The sequence below is a fragment of the Enterococcus sp. AZ119 genome (assembly GCF_050546175.1).
GTDB classification, from domain to species: domain Bacteria; phylum Bacillota; class Bacilli; order Lactobacillales; family Enterococcaceae; genus Enterococcus; species Enterococcus faecalis.
Genome location: NZ_CP172951.1, coordinates 455,828 through 472,818 on the forward strand (window position 1 = coordinate 455,828; position 16,991 = coordinate 472,818).

General features: G+C 38.6%; 13 protein-coding genes. 5 read left to right on the forward strand and 8 right to left on the reverse strand.

Annotated features, from left to right (window positions below):
• Positions 1-43: 43 nt before the first annotated feature.
• Complete coding sequence (locus IGL37_RS02270) at positions 44-2,284, reverse strand: ATP-dependent Clp protease ATP-binding subunit (RefSeq protein ID WP_033918181.1); 2,241 nt, start codon at positions 2,282-2,284, stop codon at positions 44-46.
• Positions 2,285-2,584: 300 nt separating this feature from the next.
• Here IGL37_RS02270 and IGL37_RS02275 point away from each other — a divergent pair, with 300 nt between their 5' ends.
• The 3 genes from IGL37_RS02275 (at position 2,585) to ptsP (ending at position 4,940) form a co-directional block, all read left to right on the forward strand.
• Entirely contained in the window at positions 2,585-2,776 is a 192-nt protein-coding gene (locus IGL37_RS02275; RefSeq protein WP_002366170.1) for a hypothetical protein, read from the forward strand.
• Positions 2,777-2,946: 170 nt separating this feature from the next.
• Positions 2,947-3,213 (forward strand): phosphocarrier protein HPr, encoded by a 267-nt coding sequence (locus tag IGL37_RS02280; RefSeq protein ID WP_002355551.1) that lies wholly within the window; start codon positions 2,947-2,949, stop codon positions 3,211-3,213.
• Complete coding sequence (gene ptsP, locus IGL37_RS02285; RefSeq protein ID WP_002361251.1) at positions 3,213-4,940, forward strand: phosphoenolpyruvate--protein phosphotransferase; 1,728 nt, start codon at positions 3,213-3,215, stop codon at positions 4,938-4,940. Before IGL37_RS02280 ends, ptsP begins: the two co-directional genes overlap by 1 nt.
• A gap of 44 nt (positions 4,941-4,984) precedes the next feature.
• Here ptsP and IGL37_RS02290 read toward each other — a convergent pair whose 3' ends face one another.
• The 3 genes from IGL37_RS02290 to IGL37_RS02300 are packed head-to-tail and all read right to left on the reverse strand — an operon-like array spanning position 4,985 to position 9,183.
• On the reverse strand, positions 4,985-6,064 hold the full coding sequence (locus IGL37_RS02290) for a DUF916 and DUF3324 domain-containing protein (RefSeq protein ID WP_016618664.1): 1,080 nt from the start codon (positions 6,062-6,064) through the stop codon (positions 4,985-4,987).
• 35 nt (positions 6,065-6,099) lie between these two features.
• Positions 6,100-6,837, reverse strand: coding sequence for a WxL domain-containing protein (locus IGL37_RS02295; RefSeq protein WP_010777416.1), 738 nt, complete (start codon positions 6,835-6,837; stop codon positions 6,100-6,102).
• A 54-nt stretch (positions 6,838-6,891) separates the two neighbouring features.
• Positions 6,892-9,183: a hypothetical protein gene (locus IGL37_RS02300; RefSeq protein WP_033918180.1), complete on the reverse strand. Its 2,292-nt coding sequence runs from the start codon at positions 9,181-9,183 to the stop codon at positions 6,892-6,894.
• Positions 9,184-9,529: 346 nt separating this feature from the next.
• On the opposite strand from IGL37_RS02300, the gene tig reads away from it, so the two are divergent.
• Together tig and IGL37_RS02310 are read left to right on the forward strand one after the other, a co-directional pair.
• Positions 9,530-10,813, forward strand: a complete 1,284-nt coding sequence (gene tig / locus IGL37_RS02305; RefSeq protein ID WP_002355556.1) for a trigger factor — start codon at positions 9,530-9,532, stop codon at positions 10,811-10,813.
• 111 nt (positions 10,814-10,924) lie between these two features.
• Positions 10,925-11,587, forward strand: coding sequence for a hypothetical protein (locus tag IGL37_RS02310; RefSeq protein WP_002355557.1), 663 nt, complete (start codon positions 10,925-10,927; stop codon positions 11,585-11,587).
• A 46-nt stretch (positions 11,588-11,633) separates the two neighbouring features.
• Here IGL37_RS02310 and IGL37_RS02315 read toward each other — a convergent pair whose 3' ends face one another.
• The 4 genes from IGL37_RS02315 to IGL37_RS02330 form a co-directional block, all read right to left on the reverse strand.
• Complete coding sequence (locus tag IGL37_RS02315; RefSeq protein WP_002366176.1) at positions 11,634-13,556, reverse strand: PTS fructose transporter subunit IIABC; 1,923 nt, start codon at positions 13,554-13,556, stop codon at positions 11,634-11,636.
• A gap of 23 nt (positions 13,557-13,579) precedes the next feature.
• The gene (gene pfkB / locus IGL37_RS02320) at positions 13,580-14,497 is read right to left on the reverse strand and encodes a 1-phosphofructokinase (RefSeq protein ID WP_002355559.1); all 918 of its coding nucleotides are present in this window, start codon (positions 14,495-14,497) and stop codon (positions 13,580-13,582) included.
• On the reverse strand, positions 14,494-15,246 hold the full coding sequence (locus IGL37_RS02325; RefSeq protein WP_002381250.1) for a DeoR/GlpR family DNA-binding transcription regulator: 753 nt from the start codon (positions 15,244-15,246) through the stop codon (positions 14,494-14,496). Before IGL37_RS02325 ends, pfkB begins: the two co-directional genes overlap by 4 nt.
• 138 nt (positions 15,247-15,384) lie before the next feature.
• Positions 15,385-16,944 carry a ClC family H(+)/Cl(-) exchange transporter gene (locus IGL37_RS02330; protein ID WP_002366177.1) on the reverse strand — a complete coding sequence of 520 codons (1,560 nt, stop codon included), beginning with the start codon at positions 16,942-16,944 and terminating at the stop codon, positions 15,385-15,387.
• Positions 16,945-16,991: the final 47 nt, after the last annotated feature.

A 16,991-nucleotide genomic window follows, 5' to 3' on the forward strand; every position in this document is an offset into this window, starting at 1 on the left:
AAAAAATCCGCACGCATTGTTATTAATGCGTGTGGATTTTTGATTATTCTGCTTGGTCAGATGTTGAAGTTTCTGTTTTAGTCACTTCTTGTGCGCCAGTTACGATAATTTTACCTTCGTTATCTAACGCTGCGACTAATTGATGATTTTCAGGATGATCTAGATAGTATTCAGCAATGCCGTCTTCAATTTGTTCTTGAATTGTTCGACGTAAAGGACGAGCGCCCATTGCAGGATCATAACCTAAATCAACGAGTTTCTCTTTGACTTCTGTTGGAACCTCAATGTGTAATTTTTGTTTAGCTAATAAGCTATTTACTTCTTCTAACATCAAGCTGACAATGTTCATCAGGTTTTCTTTGCTTAATGCTTTGAATTCGATAATACCATCGAAACGGTTAAGGAATTCGGGGGTGAAGAAGTTGTTCAATTGACCTAAAACGGATTTAGTCACACCTTCACGGGCAGCACCGAAGCCAACGTTGGCTTCCACAGCTCCTGTTCCAGCATTACTTGTCATGATAATGATGGTGTCTTTAAAGCTGACCGTACGACCTTGTGCATCTGTTAAACGACCATCGTCGAGAATTTGTAAAAACATGTGTAAAACATCAGGATGCGCTTTTTCAATTTCATCCAATAAAATTAAACTATAAGGATTACGACGGACTTTTTCTGTGAGTTGTCCAGCTTCGTCATACCCAACATAGCCTGGAGGAGAACCAATCAGTTTAGAAACACTGTGTTTTTCCATATACTCACTCATATCAAAACGAACCATCGAATCTTCTGAACCGAATAGCTCAAAAGCTAATTGTTTTGCTAATTCTGTTTTACCAACGCCTGTTGGCCCTACAAATAAGAAGGAACCAATTGGGCGGTTTTGTTTGCCTAGGCCTACACGATTGCGACGAATCGCTTTAGCTACTTTATCGACGGCATCATCTTGTCCGACAACATGAGCTTTTAAGTCAACAGCTAAATTTTTCAATTGGGTTTGTTCTTTTTCTTTTAAGTCACCGACAGGAATGCCAGTTTTTTGTTCCACAATGGCTTCAATATCTTTTTCAGTGATGACGGGTGTTTCTTCATCGCTGATTTGTTTTTCTTTCATTGCTTGTAATTTATTGATTTGATCACGATAATAAGCCGCTTTTTCAAAATCTTCTTCTGCGGAAGCTTGTTGTTTTTGTTGTTCCGCTTCTGCTAATTTTTTATCAATTGTTTTTGGATCGACGAGTTGAATAGTTAGATTCATTTTTGAACCAGATTCATCTAACAAGTCAATCGCTTTATCTGGTAAAAAGCGATCTTGAATGTAACGATTGGATAAGTTTGCTGCTGCGTTAATCGCTTCATCTGTATATTTAACATGATGATAATCTTCATAACGTTTTTGCAAACCATGTAAAATCGTTATGGTTTCGGCAACGGTTGGCTCATCTACTTGGACTGGTTGCATCCGACGTTCTAAGGCAGCATCTTTTTCAATAATACGGTACTCATTTAAAGTTGTGGCACCGACTAATTGTAATTCACCACGTGCTAAGGCTGGTTTTAAAATATTGCCAGCATCCATATTGCCATCACCAGCAGCACCAGCACCCACAATTTCATGGACTTCATCAATAAATAAAATGACATTTTCAGCTTCAGTGATTTCTTCAATCAATTTTTGCATCCGTTCTTCAAATTGTCCGCGAATACCAGTTCCTTGAACAAGTGAAACCACATCTAAACGAATGACTTCTTTGTCCAATAATTTTTGGGGCACATCGCCATCGACAATTTTTTGGGCTAAACCTTCAACAACGGCTGTTTTACCAACACCTGGTTCACCGATTAAAACGGGGTTGTTTTTTGTACGGCGATTTAAGATTTCAATGACACGCTTAATTTCTTGATCACGTCCTACCACAGGATCGATATCTCCTTGGCGTGCCGCTTCGGTGATGTTAATCCCATACTCGCCTAGTAAACCTTGACCAGCGCCAGCGCCTCCGCGAGGGGGTTGAACTCCATTACCACCATCACCAAATTGAGTGGGTGGTGTTTGTTGTTCATAAGGATTACCTTGTTGCATTTGGCGAGAAAGAGAACGATATAAATCGTCTAAACTCCCAAAGCCAAAAGGGTCTTGTCCCATATTTTGAGGGGAATTATTTGCTTGATTTTTTAATTTTTGATAGCAGCTTTGGCAATAGTCCAGTTGTTTTCTTTGACCATTCACATTTGCATATAAATGAATTGTTGCTTCATTTTGTTGACAATTTTGACAAATCATTGAATGAAACACATCCTTTCAAAATAACTGAGGCCAGAAAAATAGTTGTTTGCTCTATTATTCTAGTAAACAGACCATTTTTCCTCAAACCAGCCAAGTACTAGATAGCAAGAATAAATTCTGTCTATAAAACCACTTGACCATTTTTGACCTTTGAAGTTATTATAGCATTTTTTGTAAGAGAATCAAGTAAAAGACCTTGTTTAAAAAAAGGCAAAGATTCGATTTTTTTACAGACAATTGCGCCATTTTCAAGTAAACTATAAGAGTTGATATTTAAGAGAAAGAGTGGTGAAATCAATGGCTGAAAATCCTTTTGTAGAAAAAATTGCTTCATTAAAAGCTGGAGAAATCTCTGAATTAATCGTGGAGCAAAATGAATTTTTCCAATTTCGTGATGCTTGGATTTCTTTGCCTGACCGCGCGGAAATTGTTGGAGAAGCGGGGTTAAATGGACGAATCATTTATCGTTACCAAAAAGAGGAAGAATAGTCAGTGCAAAACATCACGAAATTTAAGCAAAAAGTGTTGTGTAAGATAGAAAAAAATGGTAATCTTAGAAACTGAAAGGGTCTTTTTTCGAGTAGACGTTTGATTTTAGCGTATCAAGAAAGGAAAACCCTAACATAAAAATTTTTTATTTACGAAGGAGACCGATTTATATGGAAAAGAAAGAATTTCACATTGTAGCAGAAACAGGAATTCACGCACGTCCAGCTACTTTATTAGTACAAACTGCAAGCAAATTTAACTCAGATATTAACTTAGAATACAAAGGTAAATCTGTTAACTTAAAATCAATCATGGGCGTTATGTCTTTAGGCGTTGGTCAAGGTTCTGACGTAACAATCACTGTTGATGGTGCTGACGAAGCTGAAGGAATGGCAGCAATCGTTGAAACATTACAAAAAGAAGGATTGGCTGAATAATGTCTGAGATGCTAAAAGGGATTGCCGCAAGTGATGGCGTTGCTGTTGCTAAAGCTTACCTGCTAGTTCAACCTGACTTGTCTTTCAACAAAACTTCCGTAGAAGATACTGATGCAGAAGCAACTCGCTTAGACGATGCTTTAGCAAAATCTACTGAAGAGTTGCAAGCAATTCGCGACAAAGCAGCTCAAAGCCTTGGTGAAGCAGAAGCGCAAGTTTTCGATGCTCATTTAATGGTTTTATCTGACCCAGAAATGGTTGGTCAAATCAAACAAAATATCCAAGACAACAAAGTCAATGCAGAAGCTGCCTTGAAAGAAGTTACGGATATGTATATTGGTATGTTTGAAGCAATGGACGACAATGCTTACATGCAAGAGCGTGCAGCAGATATTCGTGACGTTGCCAAACGTATCTTAGCACATTTATTAGGTGTGACTCTTCCAAATCCTTCAATGATTAACGAAGAAGTCATCGTGGTTGCCCATGACTTAACACCTAGTGATACTGCACAATTAGACCGTACGTATGTTAAAGCCTTTGTTACAGACATCGGCGGACGTACTTCTCACTCAGCAATCATGGCTCGTTCGTTAGAAATCCCTGCAATCGTTGGTACAAAAGAAATTACTGACAAAGTAAAAGCAGGCGATATTTTAGCAGTGAACGGAATCATTGGGGATGTTATTATTGACCCAACAGATGCTGAAAAATCTGAATTTGAAGCAGAAGCAAAAGCTTATGCAGATCAAAAAGCAGAATGGGATAAACTAAAAAATGCAGAAACAGTGACAGCTGACGGCAAACATGTTGAGTTAGCTGCAAACATTGGTACACCAAAAGATTTAGAAGGCGTACACAAAAACGGCGGCGAAGCTGTTGGTTTATATCGTACAGAATTCTTATACATGGATTCATCTGACTTTCCAACTGAAGAGGACCAATACCAAGCGTATAAAGCAGTTCTTGAAGGAATGGAAGGAAAACCAGTTGTGGTTCGTACAATGGATATTGGTGGGGACAAAGAGCTTCCTTACCTAACATTACCACACGAAATGAATCCATTCTTAGGTTACCGTGCATTACGTATTAGCTTATCAGAACTAGGTGACGGCATGTTCCGTACACAAATGCGTGCATTATTACGTGCGTCTGTTCATGGTAACTTACGTATCATGTTCCCAATGGTTGCTACTTTGAAAGAATTTAGAGCAGCGAAAGCAATCTTTGAAGACGAAAAACAAAAATTAGTCAACGAAGGTGTTGAAGTTTCAAACGATATCCAAGTAGGTATTATGATTGAAATTCCAGCAGCTGCCGTATTAGCTGATAAATTTGCCAAAGAAGTAGACTTCTTTAGTGTTGGAACCAACGACTTAATCCAATACACAATGGCGGCAGACCGTATGAACGAACGCGTTTCTTACTTATACCAACCATACAACCCATCAATCTTACGTTTAATTAAAAATGTAATTGATGCAGCACACGCTGAAGGTAAATGGGCTGGTATGTGTGGTGAAATGGCGGGCGATCAAACAGCTGTTCCATTACTATTAGGTATGGGCTTAGATGAGTTCTCAATGAGTGCTACATCTATCCTTAAAACACGTAGCTTGATGAAACGTCTAGACACAACTAAAATGGCTGAACTTGCTGACCGCGCATTAAAAGAATGCGACACGATGGAAGAAGTCGTTGCATTAGTTGAAGAATATACAAAATAATTAAGCGATTATGAAAGCACATCGACAATTGTCGATGTGCTTTTTTACTGTTGCGATTCACGTATTTTTTTCTTGAAATAATAAATCGTGCTTCCCAAAATGAATAGAAAAACTAGCGTGATGCTAAACACCAGTTTCCAAGGGAAATTGGTGTGCTTTTCAGGTGGGAGGTTGACGGCGGTAGCATTGTATTTTTTAGCTTCTTTTTCTTGGATGACTAAGTGTTTTTCCCACGAATAGTCTTGATAGCCATCGTTTGCTTTGATTTTTACAGTATAATTTCCAGGAACAAAAGGTTGTTCCTTTAAGTCAATCCGATAATTAAAATTTGTATTAGGGGCCATTGTTAACGACTCTTGGTGATTTTCGTAGCGAGGTTTAGCTTCTTTTTCATAATATAAAGAGGCATCGACTTGTAATTTTTTAATCATAGCCGCTTGTTTGTTTTGGAGATTCATTAATACGCGGTTACGACCGTTAGCTTGATCGGTTTTTACTTCATTTAAAGATAATTCTGGCTGAACAGGTTCATCTGTTTCACTAAGTAAGACGCCGACTACATAAGAAAAACGATTATTGATGGCCACACCGTTTTCTGAGTGAGCAGGTTGTTCATCTGACTTTTGTTCAAAGTAAAGTCCTCCTAAAACATACCCATTAAATGGTTTTTCCGGTAAAATAAGCTGACATTCAACAGTCTTGGTTGAGTGTTTAGGTAGTTGGATTTCTTTTGGTAATTGCGCAATCTCATTAAAAGTAAAAGGTGCAGATGGATCTTTTTTTGTTTCAGCATGAGAATAATCTGCCAAGCCATTATCATTAGTAATCGCTGCATTGGCTGAAGCTAGCACGGTAATGTCGTTGGCTGTTTGATTCGTTAGTTCGATTTGTAGCTTTTGTGTTTGGTTTGGAGCGACACGTAAATCAAAATAACTTGTTTCTTTGGTTCGTTGATTGTCGGGTAAAATGGCTTTTACAGAAAAAGTCATTTCGCTTGCTTCTACAGAATAAGAGCCAATAAAAAATAAAAAAATGATGACGCTAATAGCATGGAGCCATTTAAAAAGCTGCTGATTCATAGTGTGCACTCCTTTTTGACAATTTTTTATAACAAGGTATTGCATGAAACAACTTCATGCAATACCTTGTTTGTTTTCTTTTAAAGTGGTGTATCATCCAAAATCCAAGTAAGCGTTGTTTTATATTGTTTAGCTGCAACTTTTTTCGTTGTCGCAGGAACAGTTAATTGAATGCCTTGAGCAGCGGTCGCTCCGCTACCAAAAGCTAATGTCCAAGTGCCCATTCCTGTTGAAAGAGCGGCAGTCGCCACAGGAGAAGTGGCGGCACCAGTTGGATCCAAGGTTACTGGGACCGTTAATGGCGCCAAAGAAAGTAACTGTGTTGAATTGGGTGTTGCTGCTAAAAAGGTCAAGGACGCATTATCCAAAACAGCGGGTGTTGAATCACTTGTAGCAAATTGCGCACTCTGTTTAACTGATAATTTCCAGCCAAGATTTAGACCACGTTTGTCAGTTACTTGGACATAGTTTGGCACGCTAATTAAATCGCCAGTACTATTTTGCACTTGATCCAGTTGTGCCGAATAGATCGCTGTTCCGGCTTGAATTTGTTTTGATCCAAAATGGATATTTGAAACATAGTCAATACTAAGGGGGCCGGCTGTACCAGGTTGATGAGGATCAGCAGGATTAGGTGTCACAGGCTGAGAAGGGTTCGTCGGGTTGACAGGTGGCGTGACAGTATTATCAAGAGTAAACGTAATATCAGCGTTGGATTGAATAGAAGCGACTTGAGCTGCTTCAACTTTTGGACTATTTAAAAGCATAAGAGGCGTAGCAACGAACAAAATGCTTGAAATGCGCACGATCTTTTTCATTTTTTATTCCTTCTTTCTTGTTTATTTTTAACTTTTAAAAAAGCTAAATCCTAATTAGAGGGGTGTATCAGAAAGAATCCATTGTAATTCGGCAGTGTAAGATTCTTTGACCGTTAAGTTAAGGTCAGGAGCAACGCTTAAAAAAAGTCCATTTTGTTGGTTCCAAGGAATTTCTACATTGTTATCGTCCGTTGCGGTGTATTGATAAACTTCGGTTGCTAAAGAGGAGATAGGAAAATCACTACCATTTTTTCGATAAATGAAAGCTTGCTGGATCGTTTTATTTGTAGAAGTTGAATGCATGGGCTGACTCTCTCTTACCAACAAATGCCATGGTGTTTTTGCAACTCGACCATCGGCAATGAGGAAAGGAGCGCTGATGGTCGATGGTGAGTATATGGTTCGTTTGCTGGGAAAAGGTAAATTTTTAAAGGAAACTGTAGTTGGCATCTGCACAAAACGGAGGGTACCGTTTTTGATAGGTAAAGACTGTTCCTTAGTGATTGGCGTAATTGGCGTTCCGCCACCATCATTGCCAGTAACCGTGCTAGAAAATAAAAGAAATTGGTTTATCCATTCTTCTGTAACCGTTGCTGTATATTGTAAGGTGAATTGTGTATTGGCTTCCGTAAAATTATCTGCTGGCAGCGAATTGTGATAACTCCAATACAGCAAACCAGTGGAACTATCAGTTAAAAGTTGAAGCCCAGCTATTGGCGTACTTAAACCTGCTGCTGATTGTTTTGTTAATGTAGCAGCTGAAAGTTGAGCCAGTCCTTTAGGCACCGTTGCTCGTAATTGCTGATTCATCCACGTTGCTGGTTGATTGGTTAAACGTGTGGTTAACGTAAAACGAATGATTTGACCACTTACGACAGAGTTTGCATCTTCCCAGAGCCCTTGTGCATTTTTCCGCTCAATGATTTGCGTGACCGTTAGTTGAGGCACAGGATAAGCAACTGTTTGAGAAACAGTAGAACTGGTTAGCAAAGGCAGGCCAGTGCGATTGCTGAGCCCTTGGACCCACAAGCTGACCGTTTCTCCCCCTTGGAAAGTGGGTAAATTAGCAAATTGAAAATGGCCATTGGAATCTAAGGACGTTGTGAAAATAGAACCACCATTTATTTGTACTTTAACTTGATAGGTTCCGTTAGATGCTTGAGAAGCTTTACCTGAAAGTTGAGTTGAGCCGGCATTAGCGACTACGTTTGTGACTGGTTGGATTGACCAATTGACACTTTGGTCAGCTGAGGGGCTGCTTTGAATATAGTCGGTTGACGTTTTTGAACGAGCAAAAACAATTGTAGAGAGCGTGTCGCCATATTCTAATGGTGAAGCTAAAGAGATCGAGAAATTTCCGGCTGCATCGACAGAAATCCCTTTCACCACAATGGGGGTAGTGGTGCCATCATGGCGGTTCAAGGTTAATTGAACAGAGTAGTTATAGTTTGGGTCTTGTACTTGTTGAATGGTCCCTGTTACAGTAGTGTCCAGATGATTTGGTTGAGTTAGTTTGGCTGGTGTGACTTGAGGAACGGGATAATTACCTAAACTAAGTTGAGCTTTGCTAATTACGCCTGTTTTTGTATTGTTCCCAATAATAATATTAATTGCACCTAATCCAGTGCCGACATCTGTAAAGGTTCCTCGAATCGGATAGTCTTTGCCGTTAAGAGCAGGAGGGATTGAAATTCCTCGTTTATAAAGTGCGCCGACATCAAACGAAATGGCGGCAGACCATTTGGTTCCGGGAAGTAACACCAAGGTGCTACTTGGAAAAGTCAGATAAACAGAATGATAAGTGCTACTATAAGAGAGGCTGACGCCGTTAGTTGAACTGTGAATATCTTGAGTGGCTGTTCCTGGATAACTGACAGTCCCTGTTAAAAGAGTCAGAAAATCTTGTTGCTTTAGAGTGTCGTTATCTAACTGGCTTGAAATTTCTGTAGGAAGTTGAATAGCAATAATCGGTCGATCATTAATTGCTAAGCCGATAAGTGTCACACTGTATTCATACGAAAGTGTGATAATATCTTGGTTATACGTTCCCGTGCTTAAGGTACTTTTTAAGGTGCTATTACCAACAGAAACACTAGCTGGCGTAGGTGCCATAGGTTCATCGTTTTCAGAGGAAGCATGGGTTTGCTCGGTTTCTTGTTCCACGATATCGGTTGCTTGAGTTGTTTGTTGTTCTGTTGAAACTGAAGTAAATGTTTCACTAAAAGTAGAGGCGTGAGTTGTAGGGTTCAGTGTTTCAGAATGAGCTATCAAAGGTTGAGTCAGCGATAAAAAAAGCCATGATATGATGCAAGAAAAGATTCCCCAGACGAACTTATTCAAAACCATCCTCTCCTTTTTTATATTATATGTATAATGACGAAAATATATAATGAGTAAATATTGAGTACATACATTCTATAATGGGCCATTCATAAAGTAAAGCGATTACATCCGATTGTGAACAAGATATTTTGTTCACAATCTTTTAGTGTTTTAAGAAGGAAATTTCTCGAAATTCTATGCTTTTTTAATCCAAAAAAATTAAAAAACTGATAGTTTGCTAAAAATCGAGTCTTTCTTTCACTTCTTAGCACTTAAAATATTTACATTTTCCTAGGGATAGTGTACTATTTAAAGGTATGCATAAATAAAGTTTGATGTATAAAATTAAATGTTATTCGGAGGGAAACAAATGTCTGCGAAATGGGAAAAAAAAGGCACTAATGATGGTGTATTAACTTTTTCAATCGAACAAGCAGTAATCGAAAAAGGATTAACGCAAGCGTTCAATAAAGTGAAAAAAAACTTAAACGTACCTGGTTTCCGTAAAGGAAAAGTATCACGTACTGTTTTTAACCGTATGTATGGAGAAGAAGCGTTATACGAAGATGCGTTAAACGCTGTTTTACCAGAAGCATATGAAGCGGCTGTTTTAGAAGCAGGAATTGAACCAGTAGCACAACCAAAAATTGATGTTGAAAGCATGAATAAAGGGGAAGACTGGGTTATCACTGCTGAAGTAACTGTAAAACCTGAAGTAAAATTAGGCGAATACAAAAACTTAACAGTGTCTAAACAAGACCGTGAAGTAACAGATGAAGACGTGGAAGCACGTTTGAAACGCGAACAAGAATCTCAAGCTGAATTAGTAATCAAAGAAGATGCCGCTGCTGAAAATGGCGACACTGTAGTTATCGACTTTGAAGGCTTCTTAGGCGACGAAGCATTTGAAGGCGGCAAAGGCGAAAATTACTCATTAGAATTAGGTTCTAATTCATTTATTCCAGGCTTTGAAGACCAATTAGTTGGCAAAAAAGCTGGCGAAGAAGTAGAAGTAAACGTTACTTTCCCTGAAGATTACCAAGCAGAAGATTTAGCTGGTAAAGAAGCAGTTTTCAAAGTAACTGTTCATGAAGTAAAAGCAAAAGAATTACCAGAATTGGATGATGAATTTGCAAAAGACGTTGACGATTCAGTAGAATCATTAGACGAATTAAAAGAAAAATTCCGTAAAGAATTGACAGAAGCAAAAGAAGCAGCAGCTGAAGAAGCAAAAGACGAAGAAGCAATTCGTTTAGCTGTTGAAAATGCTGAAATCGTTGAATTACCACACGTAATGGTTCACGACGAAGTTCACCGTTCAATGGATGAATTCTTAAACAACATGCAACGCCAAGGAATTTCTCCTGAAATGTACTACCAATTAACTGGTTCTACAGAAGAAGATTTACACAAACAATTTGAAGGCGAAGCAGAAACACGCACAAAAACAAACTTAGTGATTGAAGCAGTTGCCAAAGCTGAAAACATCGAAGTAACACAAGAAGACATCGATGCTGAAGTGAAAGATTTAGCAGAACAATACAACATGCCTGAAGCGCAAGTACGTAAAGTATTAAACAACGACATGTTAGAACACGATATTCGTATGAAACGTGCTGTTGAAACAATTACTGAAACAGCTGTTGAAAAATAAACATTTTTAATAAGCTCTTCATTTGATAGAGTTTTCTAAAACTGTAGATGGAAGGTGTCTTTCATCTACAGTTTTTTTCATATAAAATAACTTTTGAAAGGGTGTGTCAAAATGGATAAAAATTATTCGAAAATTAAATATGGATTAGTGGTGTTTGGCATCTTATGCTTGACGTACAATCTCTGGGAATTTTTTACGGCTAAGTATTCAACAAAACAAGGTGTGACGTTCGTTATCGAATGTTTACTTGGAATTGGTCTAATCTTTTTACCGGATCTTGTCAATAAATTTTTAAAAATTATTATGCCACCGACTATCGTTTATTTTTACTGGTTTTTCTTATTTATTTCAGTATTCCTAGGAACCTCGTTGCATATGATCTCAATCATTTCGTTCTGGGATAAAATTTTACACTTTGTTAGTCCGATGCTGTTAACTGCTGTGGGTTATGGTATTGCTGCTTTCCTATTGAAGAAAACGAAGTACGCCGATGTTTCCCCGTGGTTATTTTTATTATTTGGGTTTGCATTTGCAGGGCTTTGTGGCGTCTTCTGGGAATTCTGGGAATTTATCTGCGATTCATTAGGGAACATGAACTTACAACGCTATAATATGTCCAACGGCCAACCATTTATTGGGCGTGCTGCTTTAATGGATACGATGGGGGATTTATTTACCAATACCCTTGGGGCCTTTGTGATGGGCGTGTACACGTATATCAGAAGCAAAGGAAATCCTGAGTATTTAGAAAATTATGCGATAAAGAGAAAATAATAAAAAAGCGATTCAACCATGGTTGAATCGCTTTTTTGCTGTTTTTTTAAGCAGGTACTTCGACAGGTTTTTTCAAAAGTCCGTAGACAATTCCTGAAATAATCGCCCCAATTAAGATGAACAATAGATATAGTAATGGATTACTTAATAGGAAGACGACGAAGATTCCTCCATGTGGTGCCAATAATTTGATACCAAACGCACCAACCAACGCACCAGTAAAGGCAGAACCTACCACGAAACTTGGAATCACACGTAATGGGTCAGCTGCTGCAAAAGGAATTGCCCCTTCAGTGACAAAAGAAAGTCCCATTACAATATTGGTTAAGCCGGCATCTTGTTGATCTTTTGTAAATTTATTTTTAAATAAACGAGTTGCTACGAAAATTGCTAATGGAGGAACCATTCCGCCAGCCATTACAGAAGCCATGACCACGCTGCCACCTTCTGCAACAGTACTTGCTAGCGTAGCTGTACCGAAAACATAAGCAGCTTTGTTAACTGGTCCACCTAAGTCGATGGCCATCATACCAGCTAATAAGGCACCAAGTAAAGCAGCATTTGTGCCATCTAAGCCAAGTAGGAAATGATTTAACGCATCGTTAATTGCTTTCATTGGGATGTTAATGACTAACATTAATAAGCCTGTAATAATCAAACCAAAAACTGGATAGAATAAAATGGTTTTAATTCCATCTAATGATTTTGGCAAGCCTTTGAAGACTTTACGTAAAAGAACCACTACATAACCAGCTAAGAAACCACCGATTAGGGCCCCAAGGAATCCAGCTCCTCCGGCGTTTGCTAACGCACCAGCGGCGAAACCAGCGACTAAGCCTGGACGATCCCCAATACTAGAAGCAATAAAACCAGCTAAGACAGGTAACATAAAGCCAAATGCTGCGCCACCAATTTGGTTAAACCAGCTAGCTACGTCATTGTAATTACCTAAATTGGCTAATTGATCTTGAGGAACCCCGATAAATTGATCAATCATAAAGGAAAGAGCAATGGCAATTCCGCCACCAATAACGAAAGGTAACATATGAGAAACACCATTCATTAAATCTTTATAGATACGAGAACCGATTGAACCTTCCGCTGAATCCTCTTGATCGCTTGCAGCCGAGTCACTGCCATGGAAAGTAGGAGCTTCGCCACTAATGGCTAAGTTAATTAGTTCTTCGGTTTTACGAATTCCATCACTAACGGGACGGTTGACTAATTTTTTACCGTCAAAACGATTCATTTCTACTTTTTTATCGGCTGCGACAATCACGCCATCAGCACGAGCAATATCTTCAGCAGTTAAACGATTTTTAATTCCTTCTGAACCGTTTGTTTCTACTTTAATGTCTACGCCCATTTCTTTTGCTTTTTTCTTCAGCGCATCTTCGGCCATGTAAGTATGAGCAATTCCTGTAGGACAAGCAGTCACAGCAATAATATATTTACGATTGCTTTCTGGTGCTGGCGTTGTTTGTTCTTGTTCTGCTTTTTCTTCCGCTTCTTTTTGATCTTCTGCTGCTTGGAAAAGAGCTTGTACTGCTTCTGGAGTTTCCGCTTCTTTCAATTTGCCAACAAATTCTGGATCGATAAGTAATCGAGAAAGGGCCGCAAGCGCTTGGAGATGTGTATCATTGGCGCCTTCTGGAGCAGCAATCATGAAGAATAGATAAGTAGGTTGTCCATCTAGTGCTTCATAATCAACACCTTTTTTACTTTTAGCAAAAAGAACTGTCGGTTCTTTTACGGCACTATTTTTTGCGTGAGGCATAGCGATGCCGTCGCCTAAACCAGTCGATGTTTGTGCTTCGCGTTTTAAAATTCCTTCTTTGTAAGTGTCAATGTCAGAGATGCGGCCACCATCGTATAATTTTTGGACCATTTCATCAATCGCGCCTTTTTTATCAGTAGCTTGTAAATCCATAATCATGACATCTTTTATTAATAAATCATTAATGTTCACTCTATTTTCCTCCCTTAGTGGATTTATTCTGAAATTTTTTCAATTGTTACTTCGTGAATAAGTTCTTGGATAAAATCTTCTGAGGCTAAATCATCAGAAAATGCGGTCGCGCTACCGCAAGCGACACCCCATTTGAAAGCCTCTAAAGGATCTTGTGTTTTTGAAAAGTTGCCAATAAAACCAGCAATCATTGAGTCGCCAGCGCCGACAGAATTTTTCAGTGGACGTTCTAAAACGTTGGAACGATAAACACCTTCTGTTGTGAAAAGTAATGCACCATCACCAGCCATTGAGATAATTACGTGTTGCGCTCCTTCTTCTAGTAACCGATGTCCATAAGGTAAAATATCTTCAACACTTGTAAAGGTTGTATGATATAATTCTGCCAACTCATGATTATTTGGCTTGACCAATAAAGGCTTTTGTGACAAAGCGTTCATTAAATCTTCACCTGTCGTATCAATAACAAATTCTGCGCCTTTTTCCTTCACAATTTGGATTAATTCTTCGTAAAATCCTTTGCGTAGAGAAGCAGGTGTACTTCCTGAAAGAACAACAATATCACCAGCCTGAACACGACTAACTGCTTGTTTTAGTTCTTGAATTTCTTCGTTTGTTAGAGCAGGTCCTAAGCCGTTAATTTCTGTTTCAGTATCTGATTTCAATTTAATGTTGATTCGTGTATCAGCAGACACGGGAGTGAAATTCGTTTGGATTTCTTCTTTTTTCAACCAATCGGCAATGAATGAGCCTGTAAAACCACCTAAAAAACCTAAGGCAGTGGATTCTGTCTCCATACGTTTTAAAATACGTGAAACGTTGATTCCTTTGCCGCCAGGTAATTTAAAATCATTCGTCATCCGATTTAAATCACCAATTTGTAGATGATCGACATGAACGATAAAGTCGATAGAAGGGTTTAAAGTCACTGTGTAAATCATTTGTTTGCCTCCATTAAAATAGTTTTTTGCTGGAATCCTTGAAGCGATTCAGCAGGGCAGTAGTCAGTTAGTAAAGTAACTGACTCTAATTCTTCCACTTTGGTAAACGTTACTTCATTAAATTTTGTATGATCCAGTAAAACATAGGCTGTTTCTGCTTGATGAATAGCCAAGGCTTTTAGCGCTGCTTCTTCGGGATCAGGCGTCGTTAAACCAAACTCTAAATGTGCGCCGTTAGTTCCTAAAAAAGCTTTGTTAAAACGAAAATGTTGTAGCTGTTCCATACTAGTGGCACCAATGATTGCTTTAGTGGAGAGCTTCAAAGTACCACCAAGCATAATAGTGGGAATTTCCATATCGCTAAGTTTTGCAGCGTGATGCACGGAATTCGTCACTACATGGATTTGTTTCCCAACTAAAAAAGGGATCATTTCTAACGTGGTTGAACCAGCATCTAAATAGATCATATCGCCATCTTGTACACAACTAGCGGCTAAAGAAGCAATCTTTTGCTTTTCGTGCGTGTTTTTGATTGATTTTTCCGTCATGTTTTGTTCAAAGCCTAAATTAAGAATACGCTTAGCGCCGCCGTGAATGCGTTCTAACAAATTGGCGTCTTCTAATTCTTGTAAATCGCGGCGGATTGTGGATTCTGAAGCATTGAACAAGCTAGCAAGTTCTTGCGATTTGACGACTGATTTTTGATCTAACAATTGTAAAATTTTTTGATGTCGTTCTTCCGTAAGCATTTTCATCCCTCATTTCATGGATATAATAGCACAAATGAAAACGCTAATCAATCTAAAACGGTCAAAAACATTCAAAAAAATTAAAAAACAGTCATAAGAAAAAAAGAAAGCTGCTGAACTCAGGTTCAGCGGCTTTCTTTAATTCACTAAATCATTCGGTAAAGTTTTTTGATAAATCTCTTTTTTGACTTGGTAAGCGAGTTTTTCATCGGTCAAAATAATGAGCACATCGCCAACATGCATAACAGTATCACCATGTGTTAAAATTTCCGATTCGCCACGGCGAATGGAAGTGAGCAACATTTGTTTAGGCCAGACAAAATCACGTACCATCGTATCATCTAAGGAACTTTCTGCAGTGATAGGGAATTCAATAATCGTTTTGTGGCCACGAATATTACTTACTTTAGAAGGAACCAAACGTTCTAATAAGCTTTCATAAATTGGCTTGCCGCCAAGACTATCGATGGTAATATAACTAACTAAAGCGACAACCCCTAAAGACATTAAATGAGAAAAATTGCCGACCATTTCTGTTACTAAAATAATTGCTGTTAACGGTGCTTTACCAATCGCAGTAAAATAACCAGCCATGGCAAAAATTAAAAAGTTTTTCACAAAAATTGGATCCATCCCTACGTATTGGACAAGTAGACTGCCATACAATGTTCCGATAATGGCACCTAAAGTTAGAATAGGCAAGAAAATACCACCAGGGAGATTCGAACCGTAAGAAACCATTGAAAAAACAAAACGTAAAACCAATAAGCCGACTAAAGCCCAAATCGTGGCCGGTTGATTGCCTAAAGCTAAAACAATTTGATTCCCACCGCCAAGTAAATGTGGAAAGAAATAACCAATCGGTAAAATCAAAATAAAAGGAATAAAACCATAATAATTAGAAGAAAGGCCTTTGATTTTTCCATATACTTTTGGTAAGGACAACAATGTTTTTTGATATATCCAACCTAATAATCCTAGCAAAACGCCCAGCAGGACTAATGTCCAATAGTACTCTAAAGGCAAAGATTTAACCGGACCAATATAAAGAACTGGTTGCAATCCGAAGAAATGCAAAGAAACAAAGTTAGCGGAAATGGCCGCAGAAAAAGAGGTTAACCAAACTAAAGGTGAAAAGGAATGGTGAACCTCTTCTAGAACAAATAAAAGTCCTGCGATTGGTGCATTAAAAGCGGCGGCTAAACCAGCACTGGCACCACTACTGATTAAAATTTTTTCTTCAGACTTGGTGCTTTGCCGCCATTGACTATAGCCTTGTCCAACCACTGCACCTAGTTGAATTGAAGGACCTTCACGTCCCAAAAATAGCCCAGGACTAATCGCTAAGATCCCACCGATAAATTTTTTCCAAAGCACTGGAAACCAATGAATTTCTAATTGACCTTGAAGTTGTCCTTCCACTTGGGGAATGCCACTGCCTTTAATTGCTGGTTCGCTCTTAATCAGTCGTCCTAATAAATAAGCAAGCACGAGAGAAAATAAGAACCAAGGAATCATCCAAAAGGGTTTTTCGTGAAACGTTTGATACAGATGAACGACTTGTTCGCCAATTTTTTCAATGCCTAAGCGAAATAAGCTGACAACAAAGCCGACCAGGATTCCGACGACGATGCCTTTAAGGATAAAGCCGATTCGGGTACCATCTAATTGTTTAATTTCATGTACATCATTATTCATTTCATTTTTAGCCTCCATCACTACTTACTAATGTACTGCGATTTGAC